Source organism: Clostridium budayi (genome assembly GCF_055396605.1).
Genome location: NZ_AP042456.1, coordinates 266,278 through 290,215 on the forward strand (window position 1 = coordinate 266,278; position 23,938 = coordinate 290,215).

Here is a 23,938-nt window from a genome sequence, read left to right on the forward strand (position 1 = left end):
AACCTTAAATAAAATTCGTAAAAATCCTTGATTTTTAGACATATATATATTAATATTTCCTTATAAGGGAAATTTAAAAGAAAAAATCGAATATTGATGAATGGAAAACGTACATTTATATGTAAAAAAGGAGATATATTTGATGAATTATGATGTTATAATCGTAGGAGCAGGACCTGCAGGAATTTTCACTGCATTAGAATTAAATAAGAGAGATAAAGATAAAAGGATTTTATTAATAGAATCAGGTACAAGTATAGATAAGAGAAGATGTCCTAAAGAAAAGACTAATAAATGTGTATCATGTAAACCTTACTGTCACATAACAACAGGATTTTCTGGAGCAGGTGCTTTTTCAGATGGTAAGCTATCACTTAATCATGAAGTAGGTGGAGATTTACCAGATCTTATAGGAGGAAATTTAGCTCAAAAGTATATAGATTATACAGATAAAATATATCTTGAATTTGGGGCAGACACAAGAGTTGAAGGTGTGGACAACCCTGAAGCTGTAAAGGAGATAAGAAGAAAAGCAATACAAGGTAATTTAAAGCTTGTTGATTGTCCTATAAGACATTTAGGAACAGAAAAAGCTCAAGAAATATATTTAAAGATTCAAGAGTATTTATTAGAGAATGGAATTGAGATAAGATTTAATACACTAGTAGAAGATCTAGTAATAGAAAATGAGAAGATAAAAGGCGTAATAGCAACAGATTCAAGAACAAAGACTCAGAAAGAAGAACTTTTCAGTGATAAAGTTGTTGTTGCAACAGGAAGAAAAGGAGCTGATTGGCTTAGTGAAATGTGTACAAGACACAATATAGCACATAAAGCTGGAACAGTTGATATTGGAGTACGTGTTGAGCTTAGAAATGAAGTTATGGAAAGCGTAAACAATGTTCTATATGAATCAAAACTTATAGGATACCCAGCACCATTTAAGGATAAGGTAAGAACATTCTGCCAAAATCCAGGTGGATTCGTATCACAAGAGAATTATGATAACAATATGGCTATAGTTAATGGTCACTCATATAAGGATAAAAAATCAAATAACACAAACCTTGCTATTTTAAGTTCACACAACTTTGAAGAGCCATTTAATGAGCCAATAGAATATGGTAAAAAAGTTGCAGAGCTTGTTAATATGCTTGGCAATGGAAGTATAATAGTTCAAAGATATGGGGATATATTAGCAGGTAAGAGAACTTGGCAAAAAGAACTTGATAGGTCAAATGTTAAGTATACACTTCCTGATGCAGTTGCAGGAGATTTAACATCAGCAATGCCTTATAGAACAATGACAAACATAATTAATTTTATGGAGGCATTAAATGTTGTTGTTCCTGGATTTGCAAGTGATGAAACACTTCTTTATGGACCAGAGATAAAGTTCTATAGTAATAAAGTTATATTAGACGAGAATTTTGAGACAAACATTAATGGGTTACACTGTCTAGGTGATTCTAGTGGATGGACTAGAGGACTTATGATGGCTTCAGCTATGGGTGTAATGATGGGAGAAAAATTAAGTAAATAACACAGCCAAATCTTAATTATACAATTTTATATTTTAAGTAAGATATGTAGGGGTATCTTACTTATTTTTTTGTAAAAATTTATATTGCTTTATATAATCAATTGAAATAAAATATATATTGAAAATAATATAGACGACAGTTCGGAAGCCTCCTGTCTTAAAACAAAACTACGGCATTATAATTTAAATAGAATTATTATGCGTAGGATTAATATATAATCCTACCTTTTTTAATGCGAGCAAATTAATCAAAGATAAGTATTAAAAATGGTAGAGTTAATAGAATTAGTGGATTAATAAACAAGTTATCCACTGAAATTGTTAGCTTTATCATTTTTTTAGATTAAATGTGGATAAAATATAGTATAAATATTTTTGATTATAATGTGTGGGGGAATTGGACTGAAATCTAAATAGATTGAAGGAGAAGTTTGTATGAGAAATGATAAAACAACAAGAATCGTTTATGCAGCAATTATAGCAGCGATTTACGCAGCGTTAACTTTAGTACTAGCACCGATTAGCTATGGTCCAGTACAATTTAGATTATCAGAAGTTATGGTACTTTTAGCTATCTTTGATCCATTATACATAATAGGATTAACTTTAGGATGTTTCCTAGCCAATATATTTGGTAGTGGAGTTATTGATGCTATATTTGGTACTTTAGCAACATTTATAAGTGTAGTTCTTATATACTTTACAGGTAAATTAAAAATAAAGGAATTACCTAAATTATTTATAGCATCACTTTGGCCTGTAATAGTGAATGGATTAATAATAGGTTGGATGATATCACACTTCTTTACAGAAGGAGCAGAATCAATGTGGGTGCTTGGAGGACAAGTAGCTATAGGAGAATTTGGAGTAGTTTCTATAATAGGAGTTTTAGTATTTTATAAGCTTGGAGATAAGATTAAAAAAGTATTATTACTTAAGTAAAAAATATTATATATAAATAAAAAGCTATAGGAAGTATAGAACTTTATACTTTCCTATAGCTTTTTTAATTATTTATATTTAAATTTTAATATTCCAATATTTTGTATATTTATCTTTAAGATGATATCATTAAATATAAAGGTTAAAAATTTAGGAGGAAGGTTTTTTGAATTATAAAATTTTAATAATAGAAGATGATAAAGAGATAAGTAATATGGTTACTATGTACTTAAAAAATGAAGGATATGATATTATACAAGCATTTAATGGACAAGATGGTATCGATAAGGCATTAGAAATAAATCCTGAATTAATATTATTAGATTTAATGTTACCAGTAGTTGATGGTATGGAATGTTTAAGAAAAATAAGAGAAAAAAGCATAGTTCCAATTCTTATAATGTCAGCAAAAAATAGTGATTTAGATAAAGCATTAGGACTTGGACTTGGAGCAGATGATTATATAGAAAAACCTTTTTCAATAATAGAGCTTTCAGCTAGAATAAAAGCAATTTTAAGAAGAAATAATGATTATATAAAAAAGAAAAATCATAATGATGAACATAAAAAGGTTATAGGAGATTTAGTAATAGATTTTAATTCAATTAGTGTAACAAAGGGTGGAAAAGATGTATCTTTAACTAATAAAGAGTTTGAAATACTAAAGCTTTTTGTAACTAAACCTAATAGGGTATTTACTAAAGCTCAAATATATAACTTAGTATGGAATGAGGAGTATTATGGCGATGATAATGCTATAAATGTACACATGAGAAGGCTTAGAGAAAAGATTGAGGATATTCCATCTAAACCTCAAATAATAAAAACACTATGGGGTATAGGATATAAGTATGAGGAGAATTAATTATGAGTGGTGTTACTATTAGTTTAATAATAGCCGTAATAATACTTTTAGTAATATGTTTTAGATTATTACTAAATAACATAAATAGAAATAAGGAAATTAAGTATATAGCTAATAAAATAAAGAGTATATATAATAATTCAACAAGTGAAAGAGTTTTACTTAGAACAAATAATAAAGACATGAAAGAATTGCTTATAAATCTAAATAAAGTATTAGAAAAGAATCAGAAGAATGAAAGTATATTTATAAATAATGAAGAAAAAATGAGAAAGATGCTTTCGAATATTTCTCATGATATAAAGACGCCTTTAACTGTTATATTAGGATATACTGAGATGCTTAGGGAAGGAAACAACTTAAGTGAAGAGCAAAAGAGTGATTTATTAAAACTTATAAAAGATAAGGGGGAAGAGGTAGTACTTATAATAAACAAATTTTTTAACCTCTCAAAACTTGAAAGTGGAGATAATGATATAGATATAGAAAAGGTTAATATAAGTGAAATATGTAGGAAGAGTATATTAGAGTACTACGATATATTAAATAGTAATGGAATAGATGTAGATATAAATATACCAGATAAAGATATATATATTTATACTGATGGACTTTACTTAAGTAGAATACTATCAAATCTTATTTCTAATAGTTTTAAATATGGATATGAAGGTAATATTATAGGACTTAGTTTAACTGAAGATAAGAAAAGTATATATATAGAGGTATGGGATAAAGGAAAAGGTATAGATGAAATTGAAAAGGAAAAAATCTTTGATAGATTATATACATTAGAAGATTCAAGAAGCAAAGAATTTTCAGGAAGTGGACTTGGTCTTACTATAACGAAGAAATTATGTGAGAGAATTGCTGGGGAAATAGAAGTAAATAGTATTCCGTATGAGAAAACTTCATTTAAAGTAACAATTAAGAAAGACAACTTAAGAAACAAGTAAGAATTGGATAATAAAAAAGAAAATATTGCTCTCTATAATAAAAGTATAAGTAGTATTTAAGTAAAGAAAATAATAGCATTTATAAATAAGAGAGGTGTAATAAGGTGCAAGATATTTTAAGATTAGAAGGAGTATCTAAGTCTTACGGAAACAAAAAAGTTGTTGATAATGCATATATATCACTAAAAAAAGGAGAGATATATGGCTTTGTAGGTCCAAATGGAGCAGGTAAAACAACTATAATGAAGATGATAACTAATTTAATAAAGAAGGATTCAGGAAATATAATAATTTTTGGAGAAGATGTACAATCTGGTGATTATGAATATTTTAAAAGGATTGGAAGTTTAATAGAAAGTCCTAGTTTTTATAAAAATATGACGTTAGAAGAAAATATAAAAATATATTGTGACTATCGTGGATTTTATGATAAGAATGAGATTGATAAGATAATTAAATTATTTGGCTTAGAGGAATATAGAAAGTTAAAAGCTAGTAAACTTTCCCTGGGAAATAAGCAAAGACTTGGGATTGCACAAGCATTAGTTACAATGCCAGAAATATTAATACTAGATGAACCTATAAATGGATTAGATCCAATAGGTATAAAAGAGATAAGGGAATTATTATTAAAGTTATCAAAAGAATATGGAATAACAATTTTCATATCAAGTCATATATTATCAGAAGTTGAAAGCATTGCTGATAGAATTGGAATAATAAATAAAGGAAAAATACTTGAAGAAATATCTATGGAAGACCTTAGAAGAAAATGTGGAGAATATATAGAATTAACTTTAAGTGATAGTAAAAAGGCAGCTATATTATTAGAAAAAATATTCAATATAAATAATTATAAAATATTAGATGATACAAGCATTAGAATATATCATCCAAATCTTGATGGTACTAAAGTATTAAAAGAATTAATTGATAATGGATTTAAGATAGGTTCTTTCAATAGAAAGATAGAAAGTCTTGAGGAGTATTATATCAAGAAGGTTGGAGGGAATATAGATGCTTAATTTATTAAAAATAGAATGGAAAAAAGCTAATTTAAAAAGTTATTTAATTGTATTACTTGCTATAGTATTATTTGCAAGTACATCATTAATAGTTACAGGATATATGTATACTAATGAAAATATGAGAGATTTAGTAATGCAAGTGGGACAATCTTCAGTATTTAGTGGTAATATTTATGCTACAAACCTAAAATCTATTAGTGGAACAATATATCAATTTATGTTTATTTTCTGTGGTGTTTTAGGTGGACAAATATTTTTAAAAGAATATAAAAATGGAACTATAAAAACACTATTTACATCACCAATAAAGAGAGAAAAAATAATATTATCTAAAGTTATTTTCTATATATTATTAAATTTTGTATTTACATTAATATTTGTAGCAGTTCAAATTGTAGTAATAGTTGCAGTTTCTAAAATGTTCCCTATAGAAGGTTCAGCAATAACTGCTGAAGTTATTAAAGAATATTTACCAACAATATGTTTAAATATAGTAGGTGTATCAATGGCAGTATTATTACCTGTCACTATTGTACTAATTAAAGGAAAATCAGAAGGTATGCTAATTGGAGTATGCATAGCACTTACGGTATTATTTACAGCAGTTACTTCTAGTGTTACTCTTTTTAAAAGTTCAGAAACAATATTAAATGTATTTTATGCTGTACTTCCTATATTAGGTTTAATATCAATGGGATATTATTGTAGTAAATATATAAATAAAGATATAAGTGTATAGATAATTATATGAGAAGTGTGATTTTTAATAGTCACACTTTTTTTAATTAAAAGAAAAAGCATCCGAAAAATGACTGTTTTTTTCGGATGCTTTTCCTATCGACTGAAAGCACGTAGTAGGGATTGATTATATATTAATTTATATTAAAATAAAGGGGATGCAAAAATAATATTGAGGAAACTTCAAATTTGTGAGGTGTATATAAACATAAAATTATATTAAAGGGTAAACTATATTTAATATGAGCAGTGTTAATTATATTAAAATGTAATCAAACTTTTTAAATCTTAAGTTTATATTAATCAATGGGGTTTTGAGAGTCTAGTAATGCTAAAAGCTATTAGCTTAAAACAAAACGTCAAGTTTGGAATTTCCTCAATATTTCAAAAAACATGTATGCGCTACATCTTGAGCACAATTTCATAATATATGTAAATTAGTATTGGTGCAAAGGTTTAAAATTAAATGAAAGTTACTAAAAATGGATAAAAAACTAAACATTTATAAAAAAAATATAGTTTTATTGATAACAATTAAATGTAAGAATGATTTTAGTAAAGGAATTAATTGTAAGGGAATATTTAGTAAAAGCTTTGTTACATATTTTGAATTTATTTTAAGAGTATGGACTATGGGAATTATAAGATTTATTAAAAAACCTAGAAATAGCCTAGGATTATGTAAAATATTTCTTGAAAATAAATATAAATACAAATAATAAAATATACATATATGTAACAGAAAATATTTATAATTATAGTAAAATATTTGAAAAATATACAGATAGGATAAACAGTATTAAGCTATTATGAAAATTTAACAAAAATGTACAAAATATTCAATATAGATATATAATTAAATCATAAGATTAAGATATAGCTTCTAATCAATTAAAGAGAAGGAGAGATTAATTATGAAAAAGAAAAAAATAATAGCGTTAACTGTTGCAGGTATAATAGGAGTTACCGCATTAATTGGATGTAAAAGCGGTGAAATAAAAAGACAATTGGAATCAGGAATTACAGCCTTAAATAATGGACAATATGATGAAGCAAAAGAAGATTTTGAAGAGGTAATAAAAGAGGATGCAAATAATGTAGAAGCTAAAAATTTTATAGACATAATAAGCAATTATGAAAATGCAAAGAAGGAATTTGAGAAAAATAATTTTGATAAAGCAAAAGAATATATAAGTAAAATACCAGAAGAATATACTGAATATAAAATAAAAGATGACATTGATAATTTAAAGAATGAATTAGATAAAAAAGAGAAGATAGTAAAAGAAATAGATGATAAATTAAAAAATATAGATAATTTAATAAAGGGTAAGAAATATATAGAAGCTAAAAATATAGCAAATAAATTAGATGTAAAAGACGGACTAAAAGAGCAGAAAGAAAAACTAGATGATCTTAAAAAAATAATAAATGAAAGACTAGAAGAAATAAAGAAAAAGGAAGCAGAAGAAAAGCTAAAAAAAGAAAGAGAAGAAGCAGCAAAAAAGAAGGCATTAGAGGAGAAGAAAGCACTAGAACAAAGTAAAAAAGATAAGCTACAAAGTAGTCAAAGCACAAAGAATATACATTATGTTAATAAGCAATTAGGTTTACAGATGGAATTACCAGCTGCATGGAGAGGTCGTTATGAAGTTCATAATTATAAAGATGGTATGGAATTTCTTTTTGTAGCTGATAATGGAGAAAGAGGGATATTTCTTTTTGTGGAGAAGGATAAAGGAGGACATAGTATGTTTGATGATACATCCTATAAAACAATAGATGGTGTTAAATATATAATGGGAAAACCAACTGATGTAGGAATGAATCCAGAAAATCCACAATATAAGTTATATAGAGAGTTAAAGAAGCAAACTACATTAATTAAAGAAACTATAAGATCTGTAAAATAGAATATATAAAAAAGTATGGATAAATCAACTATTTGATTTATCCATACTTTTTTATAAGAGCAAACTTAATCTAATTTTATATGACAGTATCCACCTGGATTTTTCTTAAGATAATCTTGATGATATTCTTCAGCTTTATAATATTTTTCAAGTGGCCTAACTTCGGTTACTATTTTCTTTGAATATTTTTGTTGTTCGTAATTTTTACTTTTTTCTATAATTTCAATGTCATTTTTATCAGTATAGTAAATTCCTGTTCTATATTGACTACCTATGTCATTACCTTGTCTGTTTAAAATTGTCGGATCTATAATACTCCAAAATTCTTCTAAAATATTTTCTAAAGATATTTCATTTTCATCGTATAATATTTTACATACTTCTGCATAATAAGTGTTGTTATTACATATATCTTCGTATGTCGGATTTTCGCCTCTTCCATTTGCATAACCAGCTTCAGTCTTTATGACACCTTTTAAACGTGACATAAATTCTTGTACCCCCCAAAAACATCCTCCGCCTAGAACTATTTCTCTCATAATTCAAAACACCTCCTATATTCTTTTTTATTATTATAATAATCATGCATAAAAATTCAAGTAAAGTATTCTAATTGTTCATTAATTTGTAAAAGAAATTTGCTATAATTCCAATAATATACACAAAAACAAAGGAGAAGAATCTATGAAAAAGAAGAAGAAACTGAGTTTCCCTACAGCTTTTACGGTGTTATTTATAGTTCTTATATTATCAGCAGTGTTAACTTATATAGTGCCGGCAGGAGCTTATTCTAAATTATCATATAACTTAGAAGATAAGGCTTTTAATATAACTACTCCAAAGGGTGATGTAGTTAAAGAGCCTGCAACTGAAAATACATTAAATAAGCTTGGAATAAAAATTGGTTTAGAAAAATTTGAAGACGGCAGTATAAATAAACCAATTGCTATTCCTAATACGTATGAAAGAGTGGAACAAAAGCCACAAGGAATAATACAAATAATACAAGCGCCAATTGAAGGGACATATAATACAATAGAAATTATTATGTTCATATTAATAATTGGTGGAGTAATGGGAATATTAAATGCAACTGGAGCGTTTAATGCTGGAATTGCAGAATTATCTAGAGTTACAAAAGGAAAAGAATATATACTTATAATTTTATTAAATATTTTAATAGCTATTGGGGGAACTACATTTGGTCTTGCAGAAGAAACAATTGCTCTCTATCCAATTTTAATTTCCATATTTTTAGCGGCGGGATATGATGCTATAGTATGTATAGCTACTATATATATGGGATCAGCTATTGGTACAATGTTCTCAACAGTAAATCCTTTTTCATCTGTTATTGCATCTAACGCAGCAGGTATCAACTTTACAGAAGGACTATCATTTAGAGCAATTGGACTTGTAGCAGCAACAATAATAGCTTTAGTTTATATAATTAGATATGCAAATAAAATAAAGAAAGATCCTACAAAATCTCTTATATATGATCAAAAAGAAGAAATAGAAAGTAAATATCTTCATGAATCAAATAAAGATGTACCAGAGTTTACATTTAGATTAAAAATAATGCTTATAATATTTGCGTTAGCATTTGTAGTGATGATATACGGCGTTGCAGCTAAGGGCTGGAGCTTTACTGAAATGACAGCATTATTCTTAGTTGTAGGAATAATAATAGGAGTTATTTCAGGAATTGGAGAAAAAGCTTTTGTAAATAATTTTGTAGCTGGAGCAGCAGATCTTGTAGGAGTTGCACTAATAATTGGTGTTGCAAGATCAATTAATTTAATTCTTGAAAATGGTCAAATTTCAGATACATTACTAAATTATTTCTCAGGAATAGTAAATGGAATGAATGGTTCAGTATTTATTATAATAATGCTTATAATATTTGTTATATTAGGATTCTTTATTCCATCATCATCAGGTCTTGCAGTACTTGCAATACCTATTATGGCACCACTTGCAGATACTGTAGGACTTCCAAGAGATGTTATAGTAAGTTCATATCAATTTGGTCAAGGTTTAATTTCATTTATAACACCAACAGGACTTATATTAGCAACACTTGAAATGGTAGATGTAACGTATAATAAATGGCTTAAATTTATTATGCCTTTAATGATATATATATCAATATTTGCAGCGGCACTTCTTTTAATACAAGTACACTTTTAATTAAATAATAAAGCCCATCATCTTAAAGATGATGGGCTTTATTATTTTTAGTAAAAAGGTTGTATATTAAAAAAGTTAGTATCTAAGTTTATATTTGAATATTTATACAATTTTTATAAATAGTCCAAGGATTAATATAATAAATTTGCAATAAAAAATACCCTCAAAGAGGGCATAAATCTTCTATAAATAATGATATACAAAAAGTTTATTAACCCTTTGGCAACTGGCTGGCATAGTTTTTAAACCTTAACCCCTATAGCTTTGCGTCCTTAGATTTCTCTAAGTTTGCCTATTAAAATTTGCTTAAATATTTTTAAAATCAGTCTATTTCTTACAAATATTATATTATAATACATAATAATCAAAATCAATACAAAAATGAATAAAATATTAATGTTTTTTCTAAAATATTAATAAGGCAAGTTTAAGTGTCGGATATTTATGATAATAATCAAAAAAAGGCTATGTTAGATTTCAAATCTAACATAGCCTTTTTAAAAGATTTCACTTTAATTTTTAGTATATACACTTTTAGAATACTCTTAGGATTAGAACAAATAGAAAAATATATGTGAACAATTATTAAATAAACCTGTTTTTAATACATAATATGGTAAGGTAATATAGAAAAACAAAAAATTCAATAAATTTGTATTTAAGTAAATAAAAAGGGGGACAAAAGATGAAAAAAGCATTAAAGCTTATAGGGTTTTTAATTGCATTATTTATAGTATATGTTTTAATTAATTTTGCTGTAGGAACAGCAATTGGTTTAGCATATATTGTTACAAATGGAATAGGGTCTACTAATTCTATAGCAATAGATAATTTTATTAATAATAATGTATACATAATTTCATTAATTGCAGATATTATATTTGTAATAAGTCTGTTTATTAAAAGAGGTTCTATAAAAGAGTGTAGATTTAAAAATATAAGTAAAAGAGATTACTTATACATAGCTTTATTATCCTTTGGACTAGCTGTGACTTTAGGAATATTAGTTGCATTATTAATGCAAATTTTCCCAAGTTATAATAAAGTGGCAGAAACAATATCATCAAGTACAGATTCAATTTTCAGTTTAGTTTCAATTATAATTCTTATACCAATATGTGAAGAAATAGTGTTTAGAGGAGTTATATTTGGATATTTAAAGAAAAGATATAATTTAGTAGTATCATTAATAATTCAAGCTTTAGCATTTGCATTTATGCATGGAAATATAGTACAAGGTATTTATACATTTATACTAGGATTAGTACTTGGAATAATATATATTTATACTAATTCATTATATGGATCTATGCTAATGCATATAATATATAATTTATTAGGGTCAGTAGCATTATCCAAGTTATATGGTGCATTCCCTATAAGTGTGTATATATGCATGATATTAGCAATAATATGCATTATTTACTCAACTAAAAAGATTAAGGGTAATTTTAAATATAGACTTAGAAATAGTTAAAATAAAAGAGGAGAGAGCTTTAAGCACTTTCCTCTTGTTCTATATTTAGCTTTTTTCCTGAAATTATATTTAAGAAAGAAGCAAGTATTATAACAATATATCCAATTACAGATAAGTAATCAGGAATTTCTGCAAATAATATAAATCCGTAAATTGCAGCTATTATTAATCCTACATAGTCAAACATTGAAATTTCGCTTGCAGGAGCGTTTCTATATGCTAATGTTAGAAATACTTGTCCAAGTACAAAACAAAGCCCAGCAAGCACCATATAGCTTATATTAGCTAATGTAAGAGCAGAAGTATTAATAAACATAAATGGTAAGCAAACTATAGTAGCGATACCTGTAAATGAAAGTATAACAGTGAAGAAATCTTCCTTATCTCCAATAACTCTAATCATAGTGTAAGCAAGTCCTGCACAAGCTGCTGCAACTATTCCCATAATTGATGGAATTATTGATGCATCAAAGTGAGGCTTAATTACAAATAAACTTCCTAAGAAAGCTAAAATTAATAATGTACCTTGTTTAAGTGTAAGTTTCTCTTTAAGATAAAGAAATGAACATATAATTGCAAAAAATGGGCTTAATTTATTAATCATTGTTGCATCAGATAATAATAAATAATCTAATGAAAAATAAAATGCACAAATAGAGACAGTACCCATAATTCCTCTTAAAAATAAGTACTTTCTAGTTCCCTTATGTCCAAAGAAAGAAGCACCTCTTTTAAAAATAATTATACATACAATAACAGTTGCTACAACGTTTGTTATAAATGTCTTTTGGTAAGGGGTAACACCAGATGCTAACTTACCAAACATATTCATTGTTGTGAAAAAGAATGAAGCTAATATCATAAAAAGTATAGCTTTTTTCTTATTATTTGTATTCAATTTACATCCTCCTAACAGTATTTTTATCCCATATAAATAGCTGCTCAGAATTATTTAGACATTTGAAAAGATTTTTTCTAAATCCGGGCATCTTTTTATCCATAGTTCTTATTAATTCTTTAATATCTTGCCTTTTAGTTTTTCCATCAGCAGGACAAGGATTATGGATAACAGGATATTCGTATGTACGAACAGCTTTTCTTATCATTGATTCGTCAATATATACCATAGGTCTAATTAAGGTTATATCGTACTTTTCCATAGTGCTTTTTGGTGAAAAGCAATTAATTCTTCCTTCATAGCTTATAGAAAGCATTAATGTTTCTATAGCATCATCTTTATGATGACCTAGGGCAACTTTGTTACAACCTAATTTTCTTGCAGTATCATTTAGAGCACCACGTCTTAAATTTGCGCAAAGAGAGCAAGGATTTTTCTCTTTTCTAATATCAAATACTATTTCATTTATATTTGTTTGTATCTCATGGAACTCTACATCAATATCACTACAAAGTTTATGTAATGGAGAGTTATCAACGTCTCCAGGGTTTAATGTTATTGCAATAAGATCAAATTTTTGAGGTGAAAAGCGCTGATAATTCTTTAAAATATGTAATAAAGTAAGACTATCTTTGCCTCCAGATAATCCAACAGCAATTTTATCACCATCTTCTATTAACTCAAAGTCATTTATAGCTTGTCTAGCTTTACTTAAAAGCTTTTGCATAACCATAAATACCACCACCTTTTGTAAAGATTTATAAAAATCAACCTTTATATTGTACAGCATTAGTAGAAAAAAGTTAAGAGAAGTAAAATTTTAATAGCTAAAACAATGAATCTAATAGATAAGATAGTAAATATATTTATAATAACTATTAAAAATATAATAAATTCCTTAAAAAGTAAGAAAAATAGAAGAAAAATACAGATGAAAATATTATAAAATATGTAAAATAATACAATAGGATTTTTCAATTATTACTGAGTAAACTGATATATACTTTCTTTAACCTTAGTAACATTTAAATACATAAATTACAATAAAATACTTGAAGCTAAAATATTAATTAAATTAAATAAATGTTAATACAATATTAACTATTGACATAATTTATTAAATATTAGAAAATAAAAAAGGCAAAAAATCATAGTAAATTAATGTGAGCAGACGGGCGGCTAGACTACCCGTGTGCTCTTTTTTATTAGAAAGGGATGATTAAATGAAGGGGATTTTTAAAGACAAAAAGTTTATAAAAACTATGCTAACCCTAGCATTACCAATAACTCTTCAAAGCTTTATAACATCTTCATTAAATTTAGTTGATAATTTAATGATTGGTAAGCTTGGAGAAGATGCAATAGCATCAGTTGGACTAGCTAATCAATACTTCTTTATTTTTATGTTAGCTTTAACTGGTATAAACGCTGGAGCAAGTGTGTTTATGGCTCAATATTGGGGTAAAAGGGATGTAAAGAGAATTAAAGGTGTCCTTGGACTTGATATATCAGTAGGGTTTATAGCGACTATTATCTTTGGAATAGGGGCATTATTATTTGCTACTCCTATAATGAGCATATTATCTAATGATCCAAATGTAATAAGCCTTGGAAGTGAGTATTTAAGAATAGTTTCAATAAGTTACATATTTACTAATTTAACTATGGCATTTTCTTCAGCTCTTAGAAGCACAGAGCAGCCTAAAATACCGATGTATGCAAGCTTAATTGGGGTTTTAAGTAATGCATTTTTAAACTGGGTATTTATATTTGGAAATTTAGGAATGCCTAAGATGGGTGTAAGTGGAGCTGCAATTGCAACAACAGTGGCACGTGGAATCGAAATGATATTTATTATAACTGTTACATATGTACAGAAAAATAAAGTTGCTGCAAGAATAAAAGAATTATTTGATTTTGATATGGAATTTGTAAGAAGATATTTTAAAACAGCAACACCAACAATAATAAATGAACTTGTATGGTCTTTTGGAATGACTGCATTTTCAATAGCATATGCTCAAATTGGAACAAGTGCAGTTGCAACAATGCAAATAGCAACAACTATAAATAATATGTTTATGGTTTTATGTATAGGTCTTGCAACAGCAGCTTCAATTATGGTTGGAAATAAAATTGGAGCAGATGAAGGTGATATTGCAATTGATTATTCAAAAAAGATTGGAATTTTATCACCTATAATTGGACTGTTAATAGGCCTTGGAATATTTACTTTAGCTAGAGTAATTGTGGCTCAATTTAATGTAACACCTGAAACTTATAAAGATACATTAAACGTATTATATATTATGGCCATATTCTGTCCTATAAGGTTCTTTAATGTTGTAATGATAGTTGGAGTGTTTAGAGGTGGTGGAGACACTACATACTCAATGTTAGTACAAGCAGGTACTATATGGGGATATGCAGTTCCAATATCTCTTATTGGTGCAGTATCATTAGGATTACCGATAACAACAGTATACTTCCTAATATGCACAGAAGAAGTTGTTAAGATAATATTTGAATTATCAAGGTTAAGATCAGGGAAATGGATAAAAGCAGTAGTTTAAAAATATAAATTAAAGGCTAATAGATACTTTATTTAAAAATATCTATTAGCCTTACTATTTTCTATTTCTTAATACATTTAAAGAACATACCGCCTTCTAAATAAATGATATATCCATCTTGAAGATATATTTCATCAAATTGTGGATTATTTTTATTAGGACTAGAAACATCAAGTGCAGTAACTGTGCCACTCTTTAATCCAGTTCCTTTAAGAGATTCCATTTTAAATCCACGACAAAAGTCTTCTTCAGAAACTTTAGCTATATTATATATTGGATTTTTTATATTAACTCCAAAAGAATTATTAACATAATTATCTTTACTTATTGTTATTGTTTTATTTAAAGGAACAGTACTACCAGTATTTAATGGTGTTCTACCTATAAGTTCTGCTATTTTCCAAGTTCCATAGTATTTAGATATTTCAGTTGAATCAGAAGATGTATCATTATTTTTTACTCTTTTTTCAACGATTAAATTATTACTTGGAGTAATCATTGGTTTTTCAGTATTTTTTATATGTACATCTTTCTTCTTTATAGATTCAGAGGATTCTTTAGAACTGTCTTTTTTAACTGTAGTATTTGCTTTAACAGAATTTTCTTTATTATCTTGTTTCATATTAGTATTTGAGTTTTCAGTAGAAGATTTGTCAGAAGTTTTATTAGTATCTTTTGATACATCTTCTTTACTAGTTTGTTCTTTAGCTTCAGTATTTTTTGATGCATTATCCGATGTTTTAGCCATTTCAACTTGTTGCTGTGCATTGCTTGTACTAGCACTTGAACTTGAATTGTCGCTACATCCAGCTAAAACAACAAAACATGAGGCTATAAGTAAGCCTATAAGTGTTTTTTTCATAAATTTCACCCTCCGTATGTAAAATAGTTATTTATTCCATTATACAATAATTATAAGAATAAAATATTACAATAATAAATCAAAAAAAAGAAGCATTAATGAATAATGCTTCTTTTTGCTTTATCTTTGACTTTCAGGAAGATCAGAAACAATAATAGTTCTAACATCATTATGAAGTTCTGCTATTTCTTCCTTAGATAGATTAGTTACATCAATAGGTTTATGGAAGTAAACTTCTATATCAGCTGGACGTATTTTACCGCCATTAGCTTCTAAAAGTTTATATGAACCATTAATAGTAACTGGAATTATTTTAACTTTAGACTTAAGAGCTAATTTAAAACTACCTGCTTTAAATTCAGCAACTTTTTTACCTTTACTTCTTGTTCCTTCAGGGAATATAACCATTGAATATCCATTTTTTAAAATTTGGATACCTTGAACAATTGCCTCAGCTGATTTTCTAATATTGCTTCTATCCATGAAGATACAATTAATATATCTCATCCACATGCTTATAATAGGCCATTTTTCTAATTCTTTTTTTGCGATAAATCCTCTAGGTACATCTATGCTGCTAAGAAGTAGTGGAATATCAAAGTTACTTTGATGGTTTCCAACGAATAATACAGCTTCATCTTTAGGAATATTTTCTTTTCCATAGACTTTAACCTTAGCACCACTAAGCCACATTACAAATTTTGCCCACGTTGAGGTTATTTTAAATATAGCTTGTGTTCTTTCTTTATCTTTTCCTCTAAGTTCTAAAAATTTAACCCAAATTAAGCAAAGATAAGAAACGATTAAGCTAATAATTATTCCAGGATAGAAAAGTATTGTTCTAAACATAATACCAATCCTCTCTAATATAAATAAGTGCTATAGAAAAAGTATATTATAAATGATGGAAATTTTAAAGAACTAAAGAGAGCTTATGATAAATTAACGTTACTTTTGGCAATAATAAATAATAATGAAAAAGAGGGGTGAAAATTATGAGAAAAAAATTTTCTTTTTACGTTATTATTTCAATAATTATGGTGTTTGTAGGGATATTTATTTATTCTAATATAAATTATTCACAGTTAGATAGAGAAAAAGTAGAGTCACTTGTGGATAAACAATTTGTAGATGTGAATAACTATAGAAATAGCATACTTATAAAACCAAAAGGAAGAGACGGATGCGTTGGATATATTTTTTATCCTAAAAATAATGTGGATGAAGCATCATATATTCCTATAATGTCTAAAATAGCAGAACGAGGCTTTAATGTTTATATAATGAGAACTGTGTTTCATAAAAATTTAAATACAGATAATATAGGAAAAGATATAGTGGCATTAAATCCATCAATAACAAATTGGGTTATTGGAGGGGAAGAGGAAGGAAAAGAGTCCGCAACTAATTTTTATGAAAAAATAAAAAATGAAAAAAAGGCAGAGCTCCTATTATGTAATGATTTAGTTCGTTTAGAATCTAGTGATATTTATTACTGCGATAGAAATTTTAAAGAGGATTTAAAGGAAAATAGTAGAATTATAATAGAAAGCATAAATAAACTAAGAAATTAAAAGAAATTAAAAGAAATTTAATATATATTTTCAAAATTTTAAGAGTATTTTAAGATTAGTGAATTAAACTATTACTTATGAAACTAAACTAAAAAGGAGAAATGGCATGGAATGTAGAGATGACTACAATCAAGAAGTAGTAGGTAAAATAACCGGACTTACAGAGAAACAGGTAGAAGAAAGAGTTCTAAGAGGAGAGGTAAATAAACTACCAAAGGCTCCATCAAAGACTTTTCTACAAATTTTAAGAGCAAATTTTTTCACTATGTTTAATGCGCTTAATCTTGTCCTTGCAGTGGCAGTAATAATTGCAGGTTCTCCTAAAAATGCAATATTTGCAGGAGTAATAATTGTAAACAGCTTAATTGGTGTTATTCAGGAAGTTAAGGCTAAAAATATAATAGAAAAGCTATCCGTAATTAGTGAAGCAAATTGTAATGTAGTCAGAGACGGTTTGATTAAAAGGATAGGAATCGAGGAAATAGTAAAAGATGATATAGTGTACATAACATCAGGAGATCAGATTTTAGCAGATGGTGTTTTATATGAAGGCGATGAGCTGGAAATAGATGAATCAATGCTTACAGGAGAAGCAGATCCAGTTCCTAAAAAGCATGAAGATAAGATATTATCAGGTAGCTTTGTAGTTGCTGGAGAAGGATATATGAAAGTAACAAAGGTCGGAGCTAATACATATTCTTCAAAACTTGCAGATGAAGCTAGAAGATTTAAGATAACTAATTCAGAATTACAAAATGCACTAAATAAAATACTTAAAGTATTATTATTCTTAATAGTTCCAATCGGTATATTACTTGCAGCTACTCAATTAATATTTATAAATGCTAGTTGGCAAGATGCTGTTATAGGAACAGTATCAGGTATTATTGGAATGGTTCCAGAAGGACTTGTTTTATTAACTAGTGCAACATTTATAGTTGCTATAATAAAGTTATCTCAATATGATACTTTAGTACAAGAACTTTCAGCAACAGAAGTACTTGCAAGAGTTGATGTTTTATGTGTTGATAAAACTGGTACAGTTACAGAAGGTACTTTAAAATTAATTGATGTTGTAAATTTATCAGAATTTGAAGATAAAGAGATAGATGAAGTATTAGCTAGTATATCTCATAACCTTCCAAGTAAGAACCCTACTCAACAAGCAATATTAGATAAATATAAAGAAGATTCTAATCTTGAAATAATAGAGAAAGTTCCATTCTCATCAAAGAGAAAATGGGGTGGAATTGTACTTAAAGATAAGGGAGCTTGGATACTTGGAGCACCAGAAATTGTTATGGGACCTAAGTATATAGAAATAAAAAATAAAGTAGAAGAAGAAGCTAAAAAGGGCAGAAGAGTATTATTACTTGCTAAATCATCTTTAAACTCATTAAAAGGAGAAAAAATTAAAGATGTAGACAAAGTAGCATTAGTTTTAATAGAAGATATAATAAGAGAGGACGCACCAGAAACAATAGAATTCTTTAAAAATGAAGGTGTTCAAATTAAAGTAATTTCAGGAGATAATCCTGTTACAGTTTCAGCTGTGGGTAAAAGAGCTGGTATTGAAGGTGCTGAGAACTATATTGACGCAAGAGAGCTTCCAAAAGATATGGAAGAATTAAAGAAGGAAGTAGAAAAGTACAGTATATTTGGTAGAGTTACACCACACCAAAAGAAAGATTTAGTTATAGCACTTCAACAAAATGGTCATACAGTTGCTATGACTGGAGATGGTGTAAATGACGTATTAGCACTTAAAGAAGCAGATTGTGGTATTGCAATGGCAAATGGTTCAGATGCAACAAAAGCAGTAGCACAGCTTGTACTAATGAAATCAAACTTTAGTGCACTTCCAAAGGTTGTTGCAGAGGGAAGACAACAAATAAATAATTTAGAGAGAGTAGCACAGTTATTCTTATCAAAGACAACATATTCAATTATACTTGCAGTTGTTTTCTCAATATTATTACTACCATTCCCAATACAACCAATTCAACTTTCTTTAGTTGGTAGTTGTGCGATAGGTATACCTGCATTATTCTTAGCATTACTTCCAAACCAAGAAAGAGTAAAACATGGATTCTTAGGAAGAATATTAACCGCAAGTATACCAAATGGTGTGCTCATTGCACTATTTGTATCCGCTACATTTGTTATTTCGTATAAATTAGGTATAGATATAGAGCATTGTAGAACACTTTCAGTATTAATGTTATCTGGGGTTAGTATGGTAATCTTATTTAAGGTTGCATTACCTCTTACTCCATTTAAAGTTATATTGGTTGTAATAATGATGGGAATAGTATCTTTAGCATTTATTACACCAATAGGTAGAGAAATATTTACTTTAACTAAATTAAATAAAATGGAATGGCTAGTATCAGCTGGAACAATAGCATTATCAGCTCCATTACTTGCGACAATAGTTAGTGTAGTTAGAGTTAGAAAACATGTAGAACAATAGGTTAAAAAACATATTAATAATAAACTGGCAACAATAAAAAAGGATACTAAAATTAGTATCCTTTTGTGCTATTATAATTTATTAAATATATTATAGAAAATGTTCAGCAACATATATTTTATTTTCCTTTTCATTAAAGATAATATATAACTTAGAGGAGTCATCCTTTGTTTTAAAGAAGTGCATATACTCACAGTCAAAAGGTGGCAAGTATTCATTTGGTACTTTTAATTCTGATAAGATGATGTTAATATCTAATTCCATAGATGGATTTTTGTAAGTTTGCCAATCTAAAGAATCTTTTATATCATTACTAGTCGTATATTCAAAGATATGATATCTATAACCATCACCTAAAAAACTAGGACCGCTATCTGATGAATAAATTTCTTTGTATGATGATGATAATTCAATTTTCCAATTTGACTTAATAATATTAGAATATGTATTAGCATCTTTTATAAAGTTGTATATAAATAATCCAATAATAATTAGTAATACAATCAAAATTATTATTAGTTTATTACTTAGATTTATTTTATTTTTTCTCATTTTCCCCTCCACACATATAGCAATTATTAGGTTATTCAATAAAAACACTAAAAATAAACACTTTTATTTACATTAATTTTACCATATTTTTGAAGTATAAATGATATAATTTTATATTCTAATCTATCTTTTTATATATAGATTAAATTGACAGGTGGATTATATTGTAATAAAATTAAAATGATAAGCCCCTATAGTTTAATGGATAGAACAATCCCCTCCTAAGGGATAGATGCAGGTTCGATTCCTACTAGGGGTGCCATTTACGGTGGAGAGCGACTTAACTTTAAAAGTTAAGTCGCTTTATTTTTAGATATAATTTTTTATTTAAGAAGGATTTTATATTCAGAGAATTAAAATTAAACATGGAGAGTTTATGAAAAAGGAAAAATTTTTTATTTATAACTGTATTTTATTATTTTCTTTAGTACTACTATATAAAATTTCTAAGTATATACTTAGATTAAATGGCATTGGGTTTTTAAATGTTGTTAAGTTTATATTTGCTACTATTTTTACTATATTATTATTTTCAATTTTAATTCAAGTAATTGTTCTTATGTATTACTATACAAATAGAAACATAACTGCAACTGTTCTAATTAGTTTCATAATTGGTGGTAGTATGGTTCTTTATTTATTTGGATGCATCATTTCATATGCATTTACTGATGTTGAGCATATTATAGAAAAAGACGGTAAAAAGATGATAGCTTATGTAGATAGTTTTTTACAGGTCGAAGTAAAATATTACGATTATATAAATTCGTTTATAAGAGGAAATAAAATAAGAATATATGAGGATTATGGAAGTGGAGGATTTGATCCATTTGAGAAAGATGAGATTTTAATTCCCATACATTCCACTTACTACGATGATAATGGAAACCTAATTAAATCTAATTAGGTTATTTGTAGAAAATTAGATTTAATCAATAAAGTACTACCTATGTAAAGGAAATTAAAAAAAGAGAGTTAACACACTAAAAGCTGATTTCTATATTGAAAAGGAGTCGGCTTTTTTAATTCCATTTACAATGATCATTGTTATAATAGTTTCAATTAAGTATCTTTTTTATATTATATAGTTATGGGTATTTTTATTATTATTAATAGTATTATGATATAATTATAAATAATACATAAAATTGATTTTATCTAAATTTCTTTATCTTTAAAGGGTGAGAAAAAATGTTCATATAACTTAACAGATCGAAACTTTTATTAAGGGGGAGTAGTATGAAAAAAGAACTAAAGAGGATTTTATATCTAGGATGTATTATTTTTTTTACCGGTGTTAACGTTTACGGATGTGAAAGCAGAGTTAATAAGTACATACAAGAGGGAAAGTTAGCACTAAATAATGCAGAATATAATGATGCAATGTATGACTTTAATAAAGCATTAGATGAAGATAAGGAAAATAATGAAGCCAAAAAATTAAGAGACATAATTATAAATTATAATGAGGCTAAAAGTTTATATGAGAAAAATAATTTAGAAGGTGCGTTAAAGTCTATAGAAAGTACTCCCAAGGAATATGAAGATTATAATATAAGAAATGATTTAGGAGCATTAAAAGATAAAATTAGAATTAAACTTGGAAATAAGAAAAAAGTAGATGAAGAGATAGAAAATGTACAAGACTTAATTAAAAATAACGAATATAGAGAAGCAAAGGATATTTTAAACATAATAAGAAATAGAGAGCTAACTTCAGCACAAGAGGAAAAGATCCAAGACTTTATAGGAATAATAAATAAAAATATTAATAAAGAACAATAAAACAATCAAATAGTAGAAACAAATAAAGGTATAAGGGATTATGAATGATTTTATAATAAAAACCATTTATAATAACTTATACCATTCTTATGGTACAATATCATAAGATATGTAAAATTTACCCATATATTTTAGTGTGATTTTCAAAGTTTGTAAATTTTAAAATATTATTCATTAAAATGGAGGAGAAATATGAATAAATTATATTTAGTAATACCTTGTTATAATGAAGAAGAGGTTCTTCATGAGACAAGCCGTAGATTACTATAAAAGATGAATAAGATGATAGAAAAAGAAATGATTCATCCAAATAGTAAAATACTTTTTGTAAATGATGGGTCGAAGGATAAGAGTTGGGAGATAATAGAAGAGTTACATAATAAAAATGATATTTTTTGTGGCGTAAATCTGTCAAGAAATAAAGGGCATCAGAACGCATTACTTGCTGGATTAATGACAGTTAAGGAATATGCAGATATGGCAATATCATTAGATGCAGATTTACAAGATGATATAGATGTAATAGATAAATTTGTTGAAGAATTCTATAAAGGTAATGATGTTGTATATGGAGTTCGTTTATCTAGAGAAACAGATACTTTCTTTAAAAGAACTACTGCACTTGGATTTTATAAGTTTATGAATGTACTAGGCGAATCATGCTGATTATCGTTTTATGAGTAAAAGAGCCCTTGAAGGATTAAGTTAATTTAAAGAAGCTAATTTATTCTTAAGAGGAATAGTGCCATTAATAGGATACAAGCATACAACTGTTGAATATGAACGTCATGAAAGGTTTGCGGGGGAATCTAAATATCCATTAAAGAAGATGCTTAATTTTGCATGGGGCGGGATAACATCATTTAGTATAAAGCCAATCAGAATAATTACTAGTCTTGAATTCTGTATATTTATAGTAAGTCTTATTGCAATAATATATTCATTTGTTTCAAAAATTATGGGCAATGCAGAAGCTGGATGGACTTCAATTACTGGATCAATTTGAATGATTGGTGGAATTCAATTACTATGTCTTGGAGTTATAGGTGAATATATAGGAAAGATATACACTGAAACTAAGCATAGACCAAGATACATTATTGATGATGAATTAATAACAAATACTGATTCAGAAGAATAATTAAGAGTCGTAATATGAAAGCTTTAATAGATAAAATATTAAAAATATTTTTAAGTAAAGAATTTATACTCTTTGTAATAATAGGAGTAATAAACACATTTAATGGAGTTGTATTTTCGATGATATATTCCAAATTTTATAATACAAAATATTGTTGTATTAATAGTATTTAATATTATGGGATTAAATAAATTAATTGCATATATACTTGCCGCGATAATAGGAGTGCCAGTTACATTTATACTAATGAAATTTTTCGCTTTTAAGGAAAAGGAGAAAAGATAAATAGAGAATAGTGATGAGCAAAATAGGTATGTAAAAGAAGCAATTCCAGATTATATAGTCATGAAAGTTAATCATAAGATGAATGTTAATAATATTAAGCCTAAATATTTATGGGATAATTATGAGGTTGTAGCAGAGCA

21 protein-coding genes, 1 tRNA gene, 1 pseudogene and 1 riboswitch are annotated in these 23,938 nt (G+C 27.1%); of the genes and pseudogenes, 17 read left to right on the forward strand and 6 right to left on the reverse strand.

The window, feature by feature from the left end; translation table 11 throughout:
- Nucleotides 1-142 precede the first annotated feature (142 nt).
- From ACZ5TJ_RS01270 to ACZ5TJ_RS01300, 7 genes are all read left to right on the forward strand, one after another.
- Nucleotides 143-1,543, forward strand: coding sequence for an NAD(P)/FAD-dependent oxidoreductase (locus ACZ5TJ_RS01270; RefSeq protein ID WP_464202242.1), 1,401 nt, complete (start codon nt 143-145; stop codon nt 1,541-1,543).
- A gap of 435 nt (nt 1,544-1,978) precedes the next feature.
- Nucleotides 1,979-2,485, forward strand: a complete 507-nt coding sequence (locus tag ACZ5TJ_RS01275; protein WP_039312133.1) for a QueT transporter family protein — start codon at nt 1,979-1,981, stop codon at nt 2,483-2,485.
- A 214-nt stretch (nt 2,486-2,699) separates the two neighbouring features.
- Nucleotides 2,700-3,350 carry a response regulator transcription factor gene (locus ACZ5TJ_RS01280; protein WP_464202244.1) on the forward strand — a complete coding sequence of 217 codons (651 nt, stop codon included), beginning with the start codon at nt 2,700-2,702 and terminating at the stop codon, nt 3,348-3,350.
- A 2-nt stretch (nt 3,351-3,352) separates the two neighbouring features.
- On the forward strand, nt 3,353-4,306 hold the full coding sequence (locus ACZ5TJ_RS01285) for a sensor histidine kinase (protein ID WP_464200801.1): 954 nt from the start codon (nt 3,353-3,355) through the stop codon (nt 4,304-4,306).
- A gap of 104 nt (nt 4,307-4,410) precedes the next feature.
- On the forward strand, nt 4,411-5,331 hold the full coding sequence (locus ACZ5TJ_RS01290) for an ABC transporter ATP-binding protein (RefSeq protein ID WP_464200803.1): 921 nt from the start codon (nt 4,411-4,413) through the stop codon (nt 5,329-5,331).
- Nucleotides 5,324-6,073, forward strand: coding sequence for an ABC transporter permease (locus ACZ5TJ_RS01295; protein WP_464200804.1), 750 nt, complete (start codon nt 5,324-5,326; stop codon nt 6,071-6,073). Before ACZ5TJ_RS01290 ends, ACZ5TJ_RS01295 begins: the two co-directional genes overlap by 8 nt.
- 913 nt (nt 6,074-6,986) lie before the next feature.
- Entirely contained in the window at nt 6,987-7,985 is a 999-nt protein-coding gene (locus ACZ5TJ_RS01300; RefSeq protein WP_464200806.1) for a tetratricopeptide repeat protein, read from the forward strand.
- Between the two features lie 65 nt (nt 7,986-8,050).
- On the opposite strand, the gene msrA is transcribed toward ACZ5TJ_RS01300, so the two are convergent.
- The gene (gene msrA / locus ACZ5TJ_RS01305) at nt 8,051-8,524 is read right to left on the reverse strand and encodes a peptide-methionine (S)-S-oxide reductase MsrA (RefSeq protein WP_464200807.1); all 474 of its coding nucleotides are present in this window, start codon (nt 8,522-8,524) and stop codon (nt 8,051-8,053) included.
- A 145-nt stretch (nt 8,525-8,669) separates the two neighbouring features.
- Here msrA and ACZ5TJ_RS01310 point away from each other — a divergent pair, with 145 nt between their 5' ends.
- Nucleotides 8,670-10,178 (forward strand): YfcC family protein, encoded by a 1,509-nt coding sequence (locus ACZ5TJ_RS01310; protein ID WP_464200808.1) that lies wholly within the window; start codon nt 8,670-8,672, stop codon nt 10,176-10,178.
- A 218-nt stretch (nt 10,179-10,396) separates the two neighbouring features.
- A riboswitch (cyclic di-GMP riboswitch) is annotated at nt 10,397-10,481 on the reverse strand.
- Between the two features lie 382 nt (nt 10,482-10,863).
- Nucleotides 10,864-11,655 (forward strand): CPBP family glutamic-type intramembrane protease, encoded by a 792-nt coding sequence (locus ACZ5TJ_RS01315; RefSeq protein WP_464200810.1) that lies wholly within the window; start codon nt 10,864-10,866, stop codon nt 11,653-11,655.
- A 19-nt stretch (nt 11,656-11,674) separates the two neighbouring features.
- Here the strand turns inward: ACZ5TJ_RS01315 and ACZ5TJ_RS01320 are convergent, their stop codons facing one another.
- Entirely contained in the window at nt 11,675-12,517 is an 843-nt protein-coding gene (locus ACZ5TJ_RS01320) for a DMT family transporter (RefSeq protein ID WP_464202245.1), read from the reverse strand.
- Between the two features lie 37 nt (nt 12,518-12,554).
- Nucleotides 12,555-13,280 carry a tRNA 2-thiocytidine biosynthesis TtcA family protein gene (locus ACZ5TJ_RS01325; protein ID WP_464202247.1) on the reverse strand — a complete coding sequence of 242 codons (726 nt, stop codon included), beginning with the start codon at nt 13,278-13,280 and terminating at the stop codon, nt 12,555-12,557.
- A gap of 496 nt (nt 13,281-13,776) precedes the next feature.
- Here ACZ5TJ_RS01325 and ACZ5TJ_RS01330 point away from each other — a divergent pair, with 496 nt between their 5' ends.
- Entirely contained in the window at nt 13,777-15,126 is a 1,350-nt protein-coding gene (locus ACZ5TJ_RS01330; protein WP_464200811.1) for an MATE family efflux transporter, read from the forward strand.
- 61 nt (nt 15,127-15,187) lie between these two features.
- Here ACZ5TJ_RS01330 and ACZ5TJ_RS01335 read toward each other — a convergent pair whose 3' ends face one another.
- Nucleotides 15,188-15,988 carry a hypothetical protein gene (locus ACZ5TJ_RS01335; RefSeq protein WP_464200813.1) on the reverse strand — a complete coding sequence of 267 codons (801 nt, stop codon included), beginning with the start codon at nt 15,986-15,988 and terminating at the stop codon, nt 15,188-15,190.
- 120 nt (nt 15,989-16,108) lie between these two features.
- Nucleotides 16,109-16,837, reverse strand: coding sequence for a lysophospholipid acyltransferase family protein (locus ACZ5TJ_RS01340; protein ID WP_464200814.1), 729 nt, complete (start codon nt 16,835-16,837; stop codon nt 16,109-16,111).
- 146 nt (nt 16,838-16,983) lie between these two features.
- Here ACZ5TJ_RS01340 and ACZ5TJ_RS01345 point away from each other — a divergent pair, with 146 nt between their 5' ends.
- Nucleotides 16,984-17,562, forward strand: coding sequence for an alpha/beta hydrolase (locus ACZ5TJ_RS01345; RefSeq protein ID WP_464200816.1), 579 nt, complete (start codon nt 16,984-16,986; stop codon nt 17,560-17,562).
- Between the two features lie 106 nt (nt 17,563-17,668).
- On the forward strand, nt 17,669-20,035 hold the full coding sequence (locus ACZ5TJ_RS01350; protein WP_464200817.1) for a cation-translocating P-type ATPase: 2,367 nt from the start codon (nt 17,669-17,671) through the stop codon (nt 20,033-20,035).
- A gap of 90 nt (nt 20,036-20,125) precedes the next feature.
- Here ACZ5TJ_RS01350 and ACZ5TJ_RS01355 read toward each other — a convergent pair whose 3' ends face one another.
- Complete coding sequence (locus ACZ5TJ_RS01355) at nt 20,126-20,587, reverse strand: hypothetical protein (protein WP_464200818.1); 462 nt, start codon at nt 20,585-20,587, stop codon at nt 20,126-20,128.
- Between the two features lie 187 nt (nt 20,588-20,774).
- On the opposite strand from ACZ5TJ_RS01355, the gene ACZ5TJ_RS01360 reads away from it, so the two are divergent.
- From ACZ5TJ_RS01360 to ACZ5TJ_RS01380, 5 genes and pseudogenes are all read left to right on the forward strand, one after another.
- Nucleotides 20,775-20,849, forward strand: a tRNA-Arg gene (locus tag ACZ5TJ_RS01360).
- A gap of 114 nt (nt 20,850-20,963) precedes the next feature.
- Nucleotides 20,964-21,494, forward strand: coding sequence for a hypothetical protein (locus ACZ5TJ_RS01365; protein ID WP_464200819.1), 531 nt, complete (start codon nt 20,964-20,966; stop codon nt 21,492-21,494).
- 332 nt (nt 21,495-21,826) lie between these two features.
- Entirely contained in the window at nt 21,827-22,372 is a 546-nt protein-coding gene (locus ACZ5TJ_RS01370) for a hypothetical protein (RefSeq protein WP_464200820.1), read from the forward strand.
- Between the two features lie 192 nt (nt 22,373-22,564).
- Nucleotides 22,565-23,513 (forward strand): annotated as a pseudogene (locus tag ACZ5TJ_RS01375) (glycosyltransferase family 2 protein).
- Nucleotides 23,514-23,690: 177 nt separating this feature from the next.
- The gene (locus ACZ5TJ_RS01380; protein ID WP_464200821.1) at nt 23,691-23,798 is read left to right on the forward strand and encodes a hypothetical protein; all 108 of its coding nucleotides are present in this window, start codon (nt 23,691-23,693) and stop codon (nt 23,796-23,798) included.
- Nucleotides 23,799-23,938 lie beyond the last annotated feature (140 nt).

What these genes read in the sequence shown, in the direction of transcription:
- ACZ5TJ_RS01270 (WP_464202242.1), top strand. Translation starts at nt 143, where the DNA reads ATGAATTATGATGTTATAATCGTAGGAGCAGGACCTGCAGGAATTTTC.
- ACZ5TJ_RS01275 (WP_039312133.1), top strand. Translation starts at nt 1,979, where the DNA reads ATGAGAAATGATAAAACAACAAGAATCGTTTATGCAGCAATTATAGCA.
- ACZ5TJ_RS01280 (WP_464202244.1), top strand. Translation starts at nt 2,700, where the DNA reads ATGGTTACTATGTACTTAAAAAATGAAGGATATGATATTATACAAGCA.
- ACZ5TJ_RS01285 (WP_464200801.1), top strand. Translation starts at nt 3,353, where the DNA reads ATGAGTGGTGTTACTATTAGTTTAATAATAGCCGTAATAATACTTTTA.
- ACZ5TJ_RS01295 (WP_464200804.1), top strand. Translation starts at nt 5,324, where the DNA reads ATGCTTAATTTATTAAAAATAGAATGGAAAAAAGCTAATTTAAAAAGT.
- ACZ5TJ_RS01300 (WP_464200806.1), top strand. Translation starts at nt 6,987, where the DNA reads ATGAAAAAGAAAAAAATAATAGCGTTAACTGTTGCAGGTATAATAGGA.
- msrA (WP_464200807.1), bottom strand. Translation starts at nt 8,524, where the DNA reads ATGAGAGAAATAGTTCTAGGCGGAGGATGTTTTTGGGGGGTACAAGAA.
- ACZ5TJ_RS01310 (WP_464200808.1), top strand. Translation starts at nt 8,670, where the DNA reads ATGAAAAAGAAGAAGAAACTGAGTTTCCCTACAGCTTTTACGGTGTTA.
- ACZ5TJ_RS01315 (WP_464200810.1), top strand. Translation starts at nt 10,864, where the DNA reads ATGAAAAAAGCATTAAAGCTTATAGGGTTTTTAATTGCATTATTTATA.
- ACZ5TJ_RS01320 (WP_464202245.1), bottom strand. Translation starts at nt 12,517, where the DNA reads ATGATATTAGCTTCATTCTTTTTCACAACAATGAATATGTTTGGTAAG.
- ACZ5TJ_RS01325 (WP_464202247.1), bottom strand. Translation starts at nt 13,280, where the DNA reads ATGCAAAAGCTTTTAAGTAAAGCTAGACAAGCTATAAATGACTTTGAG.
- ACZ5TJ_RS01330 (WP_464200811.1), top strand. Translation starts at nt 13,777, where the DNA reads ATGAAGGGGATTTTTAAAGACAAAAAGTTTATAAAAACTATGCTAACC.
- ACZ5TJ_RS01335 (WP_464200813.1), bottom strand. Translation starts at nt 15,988, where the DNA reads ATGAAAAAAACACTTATAGGCTTACTTATAGCCTCATGTTTTGTTGTT.
- ACZ5TJ_RS01340 (WP_464200814.1), bottom strand. Translation starts at nt 16,837, where the DNA reads ATGTTTAGAACAATACTTTTCTATCCTGGAATAATTATTAGCTTAATC.
- ACZ5TJ_RS01345 (WP_464200816.1), top strand. Translation starts at nt 16,984, where the DNA reads ATGAGAAAAAAATTTTCTTTTTACGTTATTATTTCAATAATTATGGTG.
- ACZ5TJ_RS01350 (WP_464200817.1), top strand. Translation starts at nt 17,669, where the DNA reads ATGGAATGTAGAGATGACTACAATCAAGAAGTAGTAGGTAAAATAACC.
- ACZ5TJ_RS01355 (WP_464200818.1), bottom strand. Translation starts at nt 20,587, where the DNA reads ATGAGAAAAAATAAAATAAATCTAAGTAATAAACTAATAATAATTTTG.
- ACZ5TJ_RS01365 (WP_464200819.1), top strand. Translation starts at nt 20,964, where the DNA reads ATGAAAAAGGAAAAATTTTTTATTTATAACTGTATTTTATTATTTTCT.
- ACZ5TJ_RS01370 (WP_464200820.1), top strand. Translation starts at nt 21,827, where the DNA reads ATGAAAAAAGAACTAAAGAGGATTTTATATCTAGGATGTATTATTTTT.
- ACZ5TJ_RS01380 (WP_464200821.1), top strand. Translation starts at nt 23,691, where the DNA reads ATGGGATTAAATAAATTAATTGCATATATACTTGCCGCGATAATAGGA.